We start from the raw sequence: 14,333 nt of genomic DNA, 5'->3' as shown, positions 1-14,333 counted from the left end.
CGCTTGCTCTCTTCCTGGTCAACCGCGGCGACGGGTCGCGGACCAAGCCCCATGGGAGAGACCAGATGCTCAGGAAGACCCTGCTTGCCGCCACCGCCTTCGCCGCCGCCGCGCTCGCCACCCAGGCCGCCTCGGCCGCCGATCTGGTCCGACTCGGCAACCTGAAATTCGCCCATTACGGCGCGGTTTCCTACATGAAGGAGATCGCCGGCAAGTACGACCTGAAGATCGAAGAGCGGGTCTTCGCCAAGGGCATCGACATCCTGCCGGCCATCGTGGCGGGCGAGATCGACGTCGCCGCCAGCGCCGTCGACGCCGCCATCGCCGGCCGCGCGTCCGGCGTGCCGATCTATGCGGTGGCCGGCTTCGCCAAGGGTGGCGCCCGCATCGTCGCCAAGCCGGACGCCGGCATCAAGAGCATCGCCGACCTGAAGGGCAAGAAGGTCGCCACCCCGCGCGGCGGCGCCCAGGAGCTGATCCTGCTGGCCGAGCTGTCGAAGCATGGGCTGAGCTGGTCCGACCGTCCGGGCAAGGACGTGCAGATCGTCTACATGGCCTACGCCGACATGAATCAGGCCCTGCTGGCCGGCAGCATCGACGCCATGTCGCAGTCCGAACCGCAGTCGAGCCAGGCCATCAACAAGGGCTTCGGCGTCGAGGTGGTGAAGCCCTACGACACCGAGCTGGGCGAGCCGGTGCGGTCGCTGGTGGTCACCGAGGATTTCTACAAGAAGAAGCCGGACGTCGCCCAGCGGCTGGTCCGCTGCTTCGTCGAGGCGACGGCGACCTTCATCGCCAACCCTGATCTGGCCGAGACCTATGTCCGCGAGAAGATGTTCAAGGGCCAGCTGAGCAGCCAGGACTTCAAGGACGCCATCGGCAACTCGCCCTACAGCTACGACATCTCGGTCCATCATGTGCAGGTCACGACCGACATGATGCAGAAGTTCGGCGTCGGCCGCATGGACACCCCGCCGAAGGCCGAGGATTGGGTGAAGCTGGACCTGCTGGAGAAGGCGAAGGCCGCCACCAAGGCGGCTGATGCCGGCACCGTGAAGGCGAACTGAGCCACACCCAGCGGAAGGAGGACGCCCGATGTCCCAAGCCAAGCCCCGTTTCTCGCCCGCCGCCGTCGCGCGCGGCGCCCTGGTTCCGGTCCTCGCCATCGCGCTGTGGCAGGCCCTGTCCAGTTCCGGCCTGATCAACCAGGTGGTTCTGCCGTCGCCCGTCGCGGTGGTGGAGCGCTGGTGGGCCTATCTGCTGCCGACCGAGCCCTATGATCCGGCGCAATCCAGCTGGATCCTGTGGGCGCTGTCGGGCGAGATGCTGTTCGACGCCTGGTCCAGCCTGTACCGCGTGGTGCTGGGCTTCGCCGTCGGCGCCGGGCTGGCCCTTCCGCTGGGTCTCGCCATGGGCGGCAATCCGCGCATCTACGCGCTGTTCGATCCGCTGATGCAGGTGCTGCGGCCGATCCCGCCCATCGCCTACATCCCGCTGTCGATCCTGTGGTTCGGGCTGGGCAACCCGCCGGCAATCTTTCTGATCGCCATCGGCGCCTTCTTCCCGGTGCTGATGAACACCATCGCCGGGGTGCGCCATGTCGACGGCATCTATCTGCGCGCCGCCCGCAACCTGGGCGCCGGCCGGCTGACCATGTTCGTCCGCGTCATCCTGCCGGCCGCCACCCCCTATATCCTGGCCGGCGCCCGGATCGGCATCGGCACCGCCTTCATCGTCGTCATCGTGTCGGAGATGATCGCCGTCAACTCCGGCCTCGGCTTCCGCATCCTGGAAGCGCGCGAGTTCATGTGGTCGGACAAGATCATCGCCGGGATGTTCACCATCGGCCTGCTGGGTCTCGCCATCGACATCGGCATGAACCGCCTGAACAACCACCTGCTGCGCTGGCACCGCGGGCTTGAGAATTGATGGGGAGGGACTGGAGATGATGTCCATGCTGAAGACCGTTGCCGACACCACGCCCGTTCCCGACGCCGCGCCCGTGCAGATCCAGGTGCGCGGGGTGGAGAAGACCTTCTCCGTCGGTGCGCAGAAGATCGTCGCCCTGCAGAACATCGACCTCGACATCCGCAAGGGCGAGTTCGTCTGCCTGCTGGGGCCATCGGGCTGCGGCAAGTCCACGCTGCTGAACGCGGTGGCCGGGTTCCAGCCGCCGACGAAGGGCACCGTCACCGTCGATGGCCGCACCATCACCGAACCCGGTCCCGACCGCGGCATGGTGTTCCAGGAATATGCCCTGTTTCCCTGGATGACGGTGGCGCAGAACGTCGCCTTCGGCCTGGAGATCAAGGGGATGTCCAAGGCCGAGATCGCGGAGCGGGTGGAGTGGCTGCTGCAGAAGCTGCACCTGCAGGACTTCCGCAACCGCTTCCCCAAGGATCTGTCGGGCGGCATGCGCCAGCGCGTCGCCATCGCCCGCGTGCTGGCGCTCGACAGCCCGATCCTGCTGATGGACGAGCCGTTCGGCGCGCTCGACGCCCTGACCCGCCGCACCCTTCAGGACGAGCTGCTGCGCATCTGGGAGGAGGTCGGCAAGACCATCCTGTTCGTCACCCACTCCATCGAGGAGAGCATCTATCTGGCCGACCGGATCATCGTGATGACCTACCGGCCGGGCACCATCAAGCGCGACGTGCTGGTCGACATGCCGCGTCCCCGCGACGGCTCCGCCTCGGAGTTCAACCGCCTGAAGCGCGAGCTGTCCCAGATGGTGATGGAGGAGCAGCAGCGCTTCAGCCAGGACGAGATCCGGTCGATTACGGCGGATTGAGGGACGGCGGACAGGACGGCAAAGGAGGGGCGCCCCGGTGTGGGCGCCCTTTTCGTGTCAGAGCTTCGCCGCTTCCTCGGCCATCCGTTGCCGGAGCCAGCCGTGGGAGGGGGAGCCGGTGTTGCGGCGGTGCCAGATCATCGACACCTCGTAGTCGCCGACGTCGAAGGGCAGCGGGCTGGTGGCGAGCCCCAGCGCATCGGCGCACAACTGGGCCAGCCGGGCGGGCAGCGAGGTCAGCATCGGCGCCTGGGTCAGGATCATCGGGATCGCCAGGAACTGGGTGGTGGATGCGGCGACGCGCCGCCTTGTGCCCAGCGCCGCCAGTTCGTCGTCGATGAAGCTGGTCAGGCCGCCGCGCAACGACGGCATCAGGTGCGGATAGCGGGTGTAATCCTCCAGCCCGATCGGCGGGGTGACGGGCACAAGCGCCGGGTTGAACAGGCAGACATGGGTTTCCCGGTACAGCACCTGCCGGTCGTGCCAGCGCCGCAGCTCCGGCAGATAGCCGATGGCGAGGTCCAGCGTGCCATCGTCCAGCGCGTTCAGCATGGCGTCGGGATCGAGGCTGAGCAGCGAGACCGTGACGCGCTGGTTGCCCTCCACCGCATCGCGCAGGATGCCGGTCAGCAGCACCGCCTGCATCGAATCGGAGGTGGAGATGGTGAAGTTCCGCTCCTCCCGCTGGGGATCGAAATCCTCCTCCGCCGACAGGGCGCGAGCGGCCCCCACCAGCAGGTCGCGCAGCGGTTCGGCCAGACGCTGGGCGCGCGGCGTCGGCTCCATCCGGTTGCCGGTGCGCACGAACAGCGGGTCGCCGACCAGCGTGCGCAGCCGGGCCAGCGCGTGGCTGACCGCCGACTGGCTGACACCCAGCGCGTCAGCGGCGCGGGAGACGTTGCGGGTCTCCAAGAGCGCGTCGAACACCTTGATGAGGTTGAGGTCGAGCGCGGGGTTATGAATTGCCTTCATGACGATATGAACCAAAGCCACCTACTTCATTGTGCACTGGACGGTGTATTCTGTCGAGGCAGAGCTGACCCAGCAGCCGACAATCAAAAAACTTTCAATTCCTAGCCAACGCCCATAGCCGGGCAGCGGACCTGTCGTCGCCCCCAAAAAGCCGGCGGTTCCGTTCAGGGAGAAAGAGGCAAGAGCCATGGTTCGCATCAACGTCAACGGCGAGGAGCGTCAGGTCGACGTTCCGGAGGACATGCCGCTCCTGTGGGTTCTGCGGGACGAGCTGAACATGACCGGCACCAAGTTCGGTTGCGGCATCGCCCAGTGCGGCGCCTGCACCGTCCATGTCGACGGCACGCCGACCCGCGCCTGCCAGACCCCCGTCAGCATGCTGACGCCGGACAGCAAGATCACCACCATCGAGGGCGTGAAGGGCAAGGCCGCCCAGGCCGTCCAGGCGGCATGGCAGAAGCTGGACGTCGTCCAGTGCGGCTATTGCCAGTCGGGCCAGATCATGAGCGCCATCGCGCTGCTGACCGACAACCAGAACCCCACCGACCAGGACATCGATTCGGCGATGGACGGCAATGTCTGCCGCTGCGCCACCTATGTCCGCATCCGCGCGGCGATCAAGGATGCCGCCCAGACGATGAGGGCCTGATCCATGCTGCATCATCTGATCCGCCACGCCGCCGAGCATGGGTTTCCGGAGTCCGGTTTCGCTCCCGGTCCGCTGCCGGCCCCGTCGCGCCGCGGTTTCCTGAAGGCCATCGGCGTCGGGGCCGGCGCGCTGGTCATCGGCGCGCATCTGCCCATGCCGGCGCTGGCCGCGGAAGCGGCACCCAAGATCGTCGGGCCCGCCGACCCGCGCCCGCATGCCTTCATCATCGTCGCGCCGGACAACACGGTCACCGTGCTGGCCAAGCATCTGGACAAGGGCCAGGGCATCGTCACCGGCCTCGCCACCATCGCGGCGGAGGAGCTTGACGCCGACTGGTCCCAGGTGCGCGGCGCCTTCGCTCCGGCCAACCAGAAGCTGTATGCCAACCATATGTTCGGCGTACAGGGCACCGGCGGCTCCACCGCCGTCGCCAACAGCTGGGACGAGCTGCGCATGGCCGGCGCCGCCGCCCGCGCCATGCTGGTCGCCGCCGCGGCCGCCCGCTGGAACGTGCCGGCCGGCGAGGTGACGGTGTCGAAGGGCGTGGTCCGCCATGCCGCCAGCAACCGCAGCCTGACCTTCGGCGAGCTGGCGGAAGAGGCGGCGAAGCTGCCGGTGCCGCAGCAGGTCAAGCTGAAGGACCAGAAGGACTATGTGCTGATCGGCAACCCGGCCCTGCACCGTCTGGACCATGTCAGCAAGACCAACGGCACCGCCATCTTCGCCATGGACATCCGCCGTCCCGGCCAGGTGACGGCGGTGCTGGCCCGCAGCCCGCGCTTCGGCGGCACGGTGAAGAGCGTCGATGACGCCGCCGCCCGCAAGGTGCCGGGCGTCATCGAGGTGCTGACCCTGCCGGTCGGCGTCGCGGTGATCGCCAGGAACACCTGGGCCGCCATCAAGGGCCGCGAGGCGCTGACGGTCGCCTGGGACGATGCCAAGGCCGAGACGCGCGGCACCGACGCCATGCTGGCCGACTACCGCAAGGCGGCGGAGAAGCCGGGTGACGTCGCCGCCGCCAAGGGCGATGCGGAGAAGGCGATTGCCGACGCCAAGGCCAAGGGCGGCCATGTGGTGGAAGGCGAGTTCGTCTTCCCCTACCTCGCCCATGCGCCGATGGAGCCGCTGAACGCCGTGGTGGCGCTGAATCCGGAAGGTGGCTGCACCATCTGGGCCGGGTCGCAGTTCCAGACGGTCGAGCAGATGACCGCCGCCCACATCCTGGGCTGCAAGCCGGAGCAGGTGAAGATCGAGACCCAGTGGGCCGGCGGCAGCTTCGGCCGGCGTGCCACCCCCAGCGCCGACTACATCGCCGAGGCGGTGACCATCGCCAAGGCCTATCCCAAGGCCCCGGTGCATCTGGTCTGGACGCGCGAGGACGACATCAAGGGCGGCCGCTACCGTCCGCTGGTCCTGCATCGGATCACCGCGGCGGTCGATGCCAAGGGCGATCTGGTCGGCTGGAAGCAGCGCATCGTCGGCCAGAGCTTCATGGCCGGCACGCCGTTCGAGGCGGTGATGGTCAAGAACGGCGTCGATGCGACGATGGTCGAGGGCGCCTCGGACATGGCCTATCCGGTGGCGAACCTTGCGGTTGACGCGCACACCGTCGCCTCGCCGGTGACGACGCTGTGGTGGCGCTCGGTCGGGCACACCCACACGGCTTATGCCAAGGAGGTGATGATCGACCGTCTCGCCAAGGCGGCCGGCAAGGACCCGGTGGCCTTCCGCATGGAGATGCTGAAGGACCATCCGCGTCTGGCCGGCGTGCTGAAGCTGGCGGCGGAGAAGGCCGGCTGGGGCCAGCCGCTGCCGCAGGGCAAGGGTCGCGGCGTTGCCGTGCATGAAAGCTTCAACACCTATGTCGCCCATGTCGCCGACGTGTCGGTCGACGCCAAGGGTCAGATCAAGGTGGATCGCGTCGTCGTCGCCGTCGATTGCGGCGAGGTGGTCAACCCCGACATCGTCAAGGCGCAGATGGAGGGCGGTGCCGGCTGGGGCATCGGCCATGCGTTGCGCGACGAGATCACCATGACCGACGGCAAGGTGGATCAGGCCAACTTCGACAGCTATCTGCCGATGCGGATGTCGGACATGCCGGCGGTGGAGGTCCACATCGTGCCCTCGCACGAACGGCCGACCGGCGCCGGCGAACCCGGCGTCCCGACCGTGGCGCCGGCGGTGGCGAACGCCGTCTTCTCGGTGACCGGACAGCCGCTGCAGACGCTGCCCTTCAGCCGTGGCGGCATCGTCAGCTGAGTAGGGGCGGCTAGGGCGAGACCGACTTGGTCTCCGCCGTCAGTTGGGCGGGGACCGGTTGGGCCGAGGTCAGTTGCGGGGACGGGGCGATGCTGGCCGTCCCAATGCTGGCAGTCCGGGCGGCGGCGGGAAGCGCCGCCGGCCGGCGGCCGGGCCAGCCCTGGTCCACCAGCAGCCTCACCGCGGGATCGACCCGCGTCGGACCGGCGGGGACGGACGTCTCCGCCGGTTCTTTTTTGCGTGGCGGCTCCATGCGCAGAAACTTGGCGAGCCGCAAGGATTTGACGACCGGAAGGGACGGCGTTGGCAGATGCGGTCCCCAGGGATCGGCCATGGCCGTCGCTGTGGCGGGCGCCGTGCCGGTCGCCGTGCCGGTCGCCGTCTGGGCGGGCGTCAGCGCGGTGAGGTAGAAGGCGGCGCGCAGCACTCCGGCCAGCAGCAGGACGGCCAGCGCCAGCACTGCCCAATGACGGCGGCGCAGCTGCCGGGCGACCATGTCGGTCTCCGGCGCGGGCAGTGGGTCGTGACGGGTGCTGTGGCGGTGTATGGCGGTCATGCGGGGCACAGCATCGCTCAAGGCGGTGCCGATGCCCCCAGCCTTTCCCGGCGAACCGCCAGGGCAGGGGGATTGCCACCCGCGTTCCCCCACCGCCTGCCGGCATTCCCCGTCCGGATCGTTATCTCTACCGCCTAGCCAGGAATTGCAAAGGAGCCGGGACGCCGCCGCCCGATCTCGGCCCGCACCTCGCGGAACCAGCGCAGCTTTTCCTCGAAGGGCAGGCGGGCGAGGCCGCTGGGGGAGGGCACCACCACGTCGGCAACGCCGTCGAACAGGCCGCGGTCCTGCACGCCCCAGGGGGCGTCGGGCAGGCCGGTCGCCGCCAGATAGACGCCCTTGCCGGTATAGGCCAGCACCTGCGGCCGGACGAAGGCGACGATCCGCGCCAGCCGGGGCACCCCGCCGCGCAGTTCCGCCCGCGACAGCTCTGCGGCGCTGGCGGTGGCGCGGGCGACGAGGTTGGTGGAGCCGAGCCCGATGGCCGGCAGGGTCACGTCCTCCTCCGACCGGTAGAGGCGCGGGGTCAGGCCGGCCTCGGCCAGCAGGCGCCAGAACTGGTTGCCGCGCCCGGCGTAATGATGGCCGAGCGCCCCCGACCGCAAACCGGGATTGAAGCCGACGAACAGGCAGTCCAGCCCCGGCGCCACGATGTCCGGCAGCGGACCGTCCGGAAGCGGCAACCCCTCCGGACGTGGGGCCGGGACATCGTCGAACAGATCCATGGTGAAATCCTCTCCGCGAAGGAGAGGAATATAGGATGCCGCCGCCCCGCTCAAAGCGAGGCGGCGACCGCGGGAGCAGGCGGACTGCTGCGTTCGTCCTGCAGCAGGGCGAGGATGCGGTCGGTCATCCGCAGGGCGAGCGCCACGATGGTCATGGTCGGATGGTCCGCCCCCATGGTCGGGAAGACGGAGCTGCCGGCGACATAGAGATTGCCGACGCCATGGACCCGGCCGTCCGGATCGACCACGCCGTGGCGCGGCGATTCATGCATGCGGGTGGTGCCCATATGGTGCCAGCACCAGCCGACATCGGCCATCGTCGCCTCGGCCGACGCCTCGCCCCCGTCCTCCACGGTGATCAGGCCGCGGTGCAGCAGGTCCTCGCGCAGCAGGCGCTGGGTCTCGGTGGCGCCCCGGCGGTCCTGATCGGTCAGGCGCCAGTCGACCCGCGGCAGGTTGCAGCCGAACGGGTCGGTGGCGTGGTCCAGCGTCACCCGGCTGTCGGGGTTGGGCACCGGCTCCAGCACCGTTTCCAGGGTGAAGCGGCGAGACAGCCAGCCGGGGTCGATGGTGCTGTCGAACAGCGCATGGGTCAGCTGCGGCAGGCTGCGCAGGATGCGCGGGCCGGCATTGCGCAGCAGGCTCGCCGCCTCGTCCTCCGACACGCCGAAGCGGCGGCAGCTGTGGCGCGAGGGCAGGAGCCGCAGGTCGCGCATCGCCTTGAAGGCGTCCAACGCCCCGGAATGGTAGGAGGCGACGAGATATGTGCGCGAGTTGGGCAACCCATGCCGTTCCTGAAGCTCCGCCGTTGGCGACAGCGCCAGCGCGATCGACGGATGGGGCCGGCGCAGCCGCCGCCGGGCGAGGCACAGGCTGACGTCGTAGAGCGTGCGGTGCTGCCCCTGCCGGGTCAGGCGGATCGGCGAGGTCTTGAAGCGCGGGTGGTCGGCGAAATAGCGGCCGACCAGATCGTTGCCGTTGCCCAGCCCCGCAGCCTGCACCTTGTTGGACAGCAGCAGGATGCGCGCATTCTCGATCCCGCCGCAGCCCAGCACGAACAGCCGGGCGCCGACGGTGAAGCTGGGGCCGGCCAGCGTGCGGACCTGCACCCGTTCCACCGCGGTGGCGGTCGGGTTGGTGTCCAGTCCGGTGACGTTGGCGTTGAGGAAGGCGGTGATGTTGGCCGCCCGCCCGATCTCGGCGCGATAGGCCTCGCCCATGCGGATCGGCGGGCTGAGCTGGGCGACGCGGTTCTCGAAATCGCCGCCGCCATTGCCGTCGTTTTCCAGCGGGATCAGCGCCGTTTTCGGCCCGCCGACCCGCTCCATCCAGAAATCGTTGTCATACTGGAAGGGACCGAGGCCGAGCACGTCGTGGGAGCGCTCGTAATAGGGCATCAGCGTGTCGCGTGGGATCGGCCAGCCGCTGCCGGGCATCCAGGGGCGCTCGGCGAAATCGCCCGGCTCCAGCGGACGGGAGAAGCCGCCCCAGCAATTGGTGCTGCCGCCCAGATAGCGGCTGCGCGCGGTGGTCAGCCGTTCATAGGGCAGGCCGACGTTGCGGCCGGCGTACAGCGCCTGGGAGATGCCGTCGACCTCCAGCCCGCCGCCTTCCAGCAGGACGACGCTCAAGCTGCCGCCCGCCAGTTCGCGCGCGATGGTCAGGCCGGCGGCACCGCCACCGATCACGCACAGATCGCAATCGATGTGCGTGCCGTTCAGGACATGGCGGGCGTCACGAAGCAAGCGGGCCTCCAAACAGGGGTCATAGACCACCCTTCTTGCCCCGGACGCGCGGCCTAGGCCGAGTGCTCTTTCGGCTATACCCCCGGCGCGTCCCCATTGGCCGAATCGGCACACAAGCGCGGCACCCCGGACGAACCGGACGGGGTGGTCCGGATGGGTGGGGGATGGGTGGGGGGGGCCGGCCAGTCTGCCGGGTGGAAGGGAACGACCGCCGCGCTCGACGGTTGAGGTGGCGAAGAAGGGCGCTTCGGCCCGGCCGCGAGGTCGGACTGTCGGCGACCGGAAAACCATGTAATTGCAGGAGCCGCCTCCATGAAACGCCATCATCTTCTCGCGACCGCCGCCCTGGTTCTGTTCGCGGCCCCCGCCCTGTCCCTGGCCCAGACGCCGACGCCGACCGCCAAGGTGACCGAGAAGGGCCAGCTGGCGCAGCAGGACATGAATTTCGCCACCAAGGCGGCGATGAGCGACATGTTCGAAATCCAGGCGGGCAAGCTGGCGCAGGACCAGGCGAAGGACAAGGACGTCAAGCAGTTCGGCAGCCACATGGTGTCCGACCACACCAAGACCTCCGACGCCATGAAGGAGATGGCGCAGAAGAAGTCGATGACGCTGCCGACCAAGCTCGATTCCGAACACCAGCAGAAGCTGGACAAGCTGCGCGGCATGAAGGGCGAGCAGTTCGATTCCGCCTATATGCAGGGTCAGGCCGACGCCCACCAGACCGCCGTCTCGCTGTTCCGTGAGGAGGCGCAGAACGGCAAGGACGCCGACCTGAAGCGCTTCGCCGAGCAGACCCTGCCGACGCTGGAACAGCATCTGCGCATGGCCCGCGACCAGCGCCCGGCCGTCGCCTCCGCCGGTGGTGCCGCCGCCCAGCAGGGCACCAGCTTCGAGAAGATGATGGGCAAGGACGTCTACGGCGAGAACGGCAAGAAGCTGGGCGACGTCGCCGACATCATCCTCGACGCCCAGAGCGGCAAGGCCACCCAGGTGATCCTGAACCGCGGCGGCGTGCTGGGCATCGGCGCCAAGCAGGTGGCGCTGGATTACAACCTGCTGCGGACCGACGGCGACCGCGTCGTCGCCCGTCAGGTGACCGAGGATCAGGTCAAGCAGATGGCGGAGTTCAAGTACGACGACAACACCGTCTCACTGGGCAAGCGCAACGGCGACCACAACACCGGCAGCACCGGCAGCAATGCCAACCACAGCGGCATGTCCGACGATGCGACCCATGGCACGGCCAACAGCCTGGACAGCACCAAGCCGCGCAACCCGCAGTGAGCAAGCCGCAGTAACATTGGCTGGGCCTGACGGTCACTCCTGATCCCGCTTCCAGCCGTCGGCCGCCGGGGACCGTCTTCCCGGCGGCCCCGTACAGCCAAACGACACGGCCAACCGACGGAGATAACGCCATGGCGAACGCCAGCAAGAAGCACATGAGCCCGAGTGGACAGGGCAAGGGCACCGGCACCGGCGCCACCACCGACCTGCCCGCCGGCTCCATCGGCGACAACGAAGTGCTGTCGAACCGCGACAAGTCCCGTCATTCCGACGCCCGCGGCCTGGACAGCAAGGCCGTGCAGACCGAACAGATGCAGGACCACGTCGCCAACCACAATCCTGACGAATGATGCCGGGTACCGGTTGAGGTGTTTCGGGACGGGACCGTGCGAAAGCCGGTCCCGTCGCCGTTTCAGCCCCGCCAGAATTGTGGCATGAACAGCACCAGCACGGTGAACAGCTCCAGCCGGCCCAGCAGCATCGCCAGCGACAGCAGCCATTTGGCCGAATCCGGCAGCGGGGCGAAGGTCCCGGCCGGACCGATGACGTCGCCCAGCCCGGGGCCGACATTGGCCAGCGCGGTCACCGCGGCGCTGGCGCTGGTGATGAAGTCCAGCCCCAGCGCCATCAGCGCGATCGTGGTGACGCTGTAGGCGGTGAAGAACAACGCGAAGAAGACGATCACCGATCCCAGCACGTCGTCGTCCAGCTGCCGGTTGCCGTACTGGCGCGGGAAGACGCCGCGGGGATAGATCAGGTGGAGGAAATGGGTGCGCAGCACCGTCGCCATCACCTCGAACCGGAAGATCTTGATGCCGCCGGCGGTCGATCCTGTGCAGCCGCCGATGAAGGTCAGGCCGAAGAACACGCCGACCGCCAGATTTCCCCACAGGCTGTAGTCGGTGTAGGCGTAGCCGGTGGTGGTGACGACCGACACCACGTTGAAGGAGACCAGCCGCAGCGCATCGGCGAAGCCGTAGTCATGCTTGAGCGTCAGCCAGAGGCTGAGCGGCAGGATCACCGCCGTCAGGAAGGTCAGGTAGGTGCGCACCTGGCTGTCGCGCCACAGCGCGTCGCGCTGGCCGGTCAGGGTGCGGACATAGAGGACAAAGGGCAGGCTGCCCGCCAGCATGAACAGCGTCATCAGCCAATGCAGCACCGGATTCCTGAAATGCCCGGCCGAAGCGTCCGAGGTGGAGAAGCCGCCGCTCGACAGGCTGGTCAGCGCATGCACCACCGCCTCGAACGGGGTCATGCCGGCCAGCCAATAGCTGAGACCGCAGATCACCGTCAGTCCGGTGTAGACCGCCGTGATGGCCTTGGCGATCTGCTGGGCGCGCGGCAGCACCTTCTGCGAGCGGTCGGAGGATTCGGTGCGGAACAGCTGCATGCCGCCCACCCTGAGCGCCGGCAGCACCGCGATGGCGACGCCGATGATGCCGATGCCGCCCAGCCATTGCAGCAGCGCCCGCCACAGCAGGATCCCCTCCGTCGTCAGGTCCAGCCCGACCAGCACGGTCGATCCGGTGGTGGTCAGCCCCGACATCGTCTCGAAGAAGGCGTTGGCGTAGTTCAGCGACAGGTCGGGGAAATGGCCGAACTGAAACGGCAAGGCAGCGAAGGCCGCGGTGGTGGTCCAGGTCAGCGGCGTCAGCAGGAAGGCCTGCCGCAGCGACAGCCCGCCGTGCAGATGGCAGCGCGCGGACCACGCCAGCGCCGCGCCGCAGGCACTGGTGAAGGCGGCGGAATAGAGGAAGACCCGCGCATCCGGATTCCCATAGGCATAGTCGACCGCGGCCGGGATGAGCATCGTCGCGGCGAGCGCCAGCAGCACGATGGCGATGATGAACAGGATCGGCCTGAAATTCGGCATGATGTCTCTGGACGGCAGAATGGGGCGGCTGCGAATTCTCAACGGGAGGGAGCGGCCGATCAGAAGAACTCCAGCCCGACGGCGAACAGCTTTTCGACCTTGCGCACCAGATCGGCAGTCGCCATCACGATGACGCGGTCGCGCGGTTCGATCACCGTCTGGCTGGTGGGGATGATGACCTCGCCGCCGCGGACCAGCGCGCCGATCATCATGCCGGCCGGCAGGCCGATGGTGCCGATGGGGCCGCTGACGGCGCGCGAGGTCTCCAGCGCCTCCGCCTCCACCACCTCGCCGAAATTGTCGCCGATGGTCTGCACCGCCGCCACCCGGCCGCGCCGGACATGGCGCAGGATGGAGGAGACGGTGACCGCCGCCGGGTTGACGACGACATCCATCCCCAGCCCGGCGACGATCGGCGCGTAGGAGGTCTTGTTCAGCAGCGTGATCGCCCGGCCGCAGCCGGCGCGCTTGGCCAGCAGCGAGGTGAAGACGTTGGTCTCGTCGTCGTTGGTGACGGCGACGATGGTCTCCGCCCGGCCGACCTGCGCCTCCTCCAGGATCTCATGGTCGAGCGCGTCGCCGTTCAGCACCACCGTGCTGGAGCGCAGCGAGCGCGAGATCAGCTCCGCCCGGTCGGCGTTGCCCTCGATCATCTTGATCGAGATGCCGCGCATGTGGCGTTCGACGATCTGCGCCAGATTGAAGCCGACATTGCCGCCGCCGGCGATGACCAGCCGGCGGGCCGGCGCCTCGCTGTGGCCGAACAGGGCGACGACGCGGACGATGTCGGCGGTACGGCAGACCAGATGCACGTCGTCGCCCAGCCGCAGCTGGTCGTTACCCTTCGGCACGAAGCCGGTGCCGTCGCGGAAGACCGCCAGCACGGCGGCGCGCAGGTCGGGAAACATCTCGGTCAGGCGGCGCAGCGGCGTGTTCAGCAGTGGCGAGCTGTTGGTGCAGTGGACGCCGATCACATGCACCTTGCCGTCGGCGAGCGGCACCATCTCGAACGCGCCGGGGGAGCGCAGGCGGCGCGCGATGCTATGGGCGATCTCCACCTCCGGCGAGATGACAACGCTGATCGGCAGATGCTCCGGGGCGAACAGTTTCGACCATTCCGGCTGGAGATAGGCCTGCTTGCGGATACGGGCGATGCGCAGCGGGATGTCGAACACCGAATGGGCGACCTGACAGGCCACCATGTTGACCTCGTCGGAGTGGGTGACGGCGATCAGCATGTCGGCGTCCCGCGCCCCCGCCTGGGCCAGCACGTCGGGGTGCGAAGCGTAGCCGACCATGCCGCGCACGTCGTGGCTCTCGTCCATCCGCTGGGCAAGCTCGGTCGAGGTGTCGATGACCGTGATGTCGTTGTCTTCCAGCGCGAGATGCCGCGCGATGCTGGCCCCGACCTGTCCCGCCCCGCAGATGATGACCTTCATACGCCCGCTCTCCCCCACTTGCCGACCGCTCCGCTCC

Annotated in this window: 13 protein-coding genes; 7 read left to right on the top strand and 6 right to left on the bottom strand. The window is 68.4% G+C overall.

Annotated elements, in window-relative coordinates; all coding sequences use genetic code 11:
* Positions 1-65 precede the first annotated feature (65 nt).
* The 3 genes from ACCD06_RS01505 to ACCD06_RS01495 are packed head-to-tail and all read left to right on the top strand — an operon-like array spanning position 66 to position 2,791.
* Complete coding sequence (locus ACCD06_RS01505) at positions 66-1,067, top strand: ABC transporter substrate-binding protein (RefSeq protein WP_413338219.1); 1,002 nt, start codon at positions 66-68, stop codon at positions 1,065-1,067.
* Between the two features lie 28 nt (positions 1,068-1,095).
* Positions 1,096-1,929 carry an ABC transporter permease gene (locus ACCD06_RS01500; protein WP_136702400.1) on the top strand — a complete coding sequence of 278 codons (834 nt, stop codon included), beginning with the start codon at positions 1,096-1,098 and terminating at the stop codon, positions 1,927-1,929.
* Positions 1,930-1,954: 25 nt separating this feature from the next.
* Entirely contained in the window at positions 1,955-2,791 is an 837-nt protein-coding gene (locus ACCD06_RS01495) for an ABC transporter ATP-binding protein (protein WP_413338216.1), read from the top strand.
* Positions 2,792-2,848: 57 nt separating this feature from the next.
* Here the strand turns inward: ACCD06_RS01495 and ACCD06_RS01490 are convergent, their stop codons facing one another.
* The gene (locus tag ACCD06_RS01490) at positions 2,849-3,763 is read right to left on the bottom strand and encodes a LysR family transcriptional regulator (RefSeq protein WP_109155665.1); all 915 of its coding nucleotides are present in this window, start codon (positions 3,761-3,763) and stop codon (positions 2,849-2,851) included.
* Positions 3,764-3,950: 187 nt separating this feature from the next.
* Between ACCD06_RS01490 and ACCD06_RS01485 the strand changes: the two genes are divergently transcribed.
* Both ACCD06_RS01485 and ACCD06_RS01480 read left to right on the top strand, forming a co-directional pair.
* Positions 3,951-4,412 carry a (2Fe-2S)-binding protein gene (locus tag ACCD06_RS01485; RefSeq protein WP_109155666.1) on the top strand — a complete coding sequence of 154 codons (462 nt, stop codon included), beginning with the start codon at positions 3,951-3,953 and terminating at the stop codon, positions 4,410-4,412.
* 3 nt (positions 4,413-4,415) lie between these two features.
* The gene (locus tag ACCD06_RS01480; RefSeq protein ID WP_413338213.1) at positions 4,416-6,671 is read left to right on the top strand and encodes a molybdopterin cofactor-binding domain-containing protein; all 2,256 of its coding nucleotides are present in this window, start codon (positions 4,416-4,418) and stop codon (positions 6,669-6,671) included.
* A gap of 10 nt (positions 6,672-6,681) precedes the next feature.
* Here the strand turns inward: ACCD06_RS01480 and ACCD06_RS01475 are convergent, their stop codons facing one another.
* From ACCD06_RS01475 to ACCD06_RS01465, 3 genes are all read right to left on the bottom strand, one after another.
* Positions 6,682-7,227 (bottom strand): hypothetical protein, encoded by a 546-nt coding sequence (locus tag ACCD06_RS01475; protein ID WP_413338211.1) that lies wholly within the window; start codon positions 7,225-7,227, stop codon positions 6,682-6,684.
* A gap of 134 nt (positions 7,228-7,361) precedes the next feature.
* Positions 7,362-7,952 carry a mismatch-specific DNA-glycosylase gene (locus tag ACCD06_RS01470; RefSeq protein WP_413338209.1) on the bottom strand — a complete coding sequence of 197 codons (591 nt, stop codon included), beginning with the start codon at positions 7,950-7,952 and terminating at the stop codon, positions 7,362-7,364.
* Between the two features lie 50 nt (positions 7,953-8,002).
* Entirely contained in the window at positions 8,003-9,697 is a 1,695-nt protein-coding gene (locus tag ACCD06_RS01465; RefSeq protein ID WP_413338207.1) for an FAD-dependent oxidoreductase, read from the bottom strand.
* Between the two features lie 312 nt (positions 9,698-10,009).
* Between ACCD06_RS01465 and ACCD06_RS01460 the strand changes: the two genes are divergently transcribed.
* Positions 10,010-10,984, top strand: coding sequence for a DUF4142 domain-containing protein (locus tag ACCD06_RS01460; RefSeq protein WP_413338205.1), 975 nt, complete (start codon positions 10,010-10,012; stop codon positions 10,982-10,984).
* Between the two features lie 131 nt (positions 10,985-11,115).
* Positions 11,116-11,334, top strand: a complete 219-nt coding sequence (locus tag ACCD06_RS01455) for a hypothetical protein (RefSeq protein WP_109073458.1) — start codon at positions 11,116-11,118, stop codon at positions 11,332-11,334.
* Positions 11,335-11,396: 62 nt separating this feature from the next.
* Here the strand turns inward: ACCD06_RS01455 and ACCD06_RS01450 are convergent, their stop codons facing one another.
* Together ACCD06_RS01450 and trkA are read right to left on the bottom strand one after the other, a co-directional pair.
* A complete protein-coding gene (locus tag ACCD06_RS01450) occupies positions 11,397-12,857 on the bottom strand; it encodes a TrkH family potassium uptake protein (protein ID WP_413338203.1) in 1,461 nt (486 codons plus the stop codon).
* Positions 12,858-12,916: 59 nt separating this feature from the next.
* Positions 12,917-14,296, bottom strand: coding sequence for a Trk system potassium transporter TrkA (trkA, locus tag ACCD06_RS01445; RefSeq protein WP_413338201.1), 1,380 nt, complete (start codon positions 14,294-14,296; stop codon positions 12,917-12,919).
* Positions 14,297-14,333: the final 37 nt, after the last annotated feature.

The sequence above is a fragment of the Azospirillum sp. CT11-132 genome, from assembly GCF_047302835.1.
GTDB lineage: Bacteria > Pseudomonadota > Alphaproteobacteria > Azospirillales > Azospirillaceae > Azospirillum.
This window is presented reverse-complemented; position numbering and strand designations above follow the sequence as displayed.

Coding starts and splice junctions, on each gene's coding strand:
- ACCD06_RS01505 (WP_413338219.1), top strand. CDS start 66: ATGCTCAGGAAGACCCTGCTTGCCGCCACCGCCTTCGCCGCCGCCGCG.
- ACCD06_RS01500 (WP_136702400.1), top strand. CDS start 1,096: ATGTCCCAAGCCAAGCCCCGTTTCTCGCCCGCCGCCGTCGCGCGCGGC.
- ACCD06_RS01495 (WP_413338216.1), top strand. CDS start 1,955: ATGCTGAAGACCGTTGCCGACACCACGCCCGTTCCCGACGCCGCGCCC.
- ACCD06_RS01490 (WP_109155665.1), bottom strand. CDS start 3,763: ATGAAGGCAATTCATAACCCCGCGCTCGACCTCAACCTCATCAAGGTG.
- ACCD06_RS01485 (WP_109155666.1), top strand. CDS start 3,951: ATGGTTCGCATCAACGTCAACGGCGAGGAGCGTCAGGTCGACGTTCCG.
- ACCD06_RS01480 (WP_413338213.1), top strand. CDS start 4,416: ATGCTGCATCATCTGATCCGCCACGCCGCCGAGCATGGGTTTCCGGAG.
- ACCD06_RS01475 (WP_413338211.1), bottom strand. CDS start 7,227: ATGACCGCCATACACCGCCACAGCACCCGTCACGACCCACTGCCCGCG.
- ACCD06_RS01470 (WP_413338209.1), bottom strand. CDS start 7,952: ATGGATCTGTTCGACGATGTCCCGGCCCCACGTCCGGAGGGGTTGCCG.
- ACCD06_RS01460 (WP_413338205.1), top strand. CDS start 10,010: ATGAAACGCCATCATCTTCTCGCGACCGCCGCCCTGGTTCTGTTCGCG.
- ACCD06_RS01455 (WP_109073458.1), top strand. CDS start 11,116: ATGGCGAACGCCAGCAAGAAGCACATGAGCCCGAGTGGACAGGGCAAG.
- ACCD06_RS01450 (WP_413338203.1), bottom strand. CDS start 12,857: ATGCCGAATTTCAGGCCGATCCTGTTCATCATCGCCATCGTGCTGCTG.
- trkA (WP_413338201.1), bottom strand. CDS start 14,296: ATGAAGGTCATCATCTGCGGGGCGGGACAGGTCGGGGCCAGCATCGCG.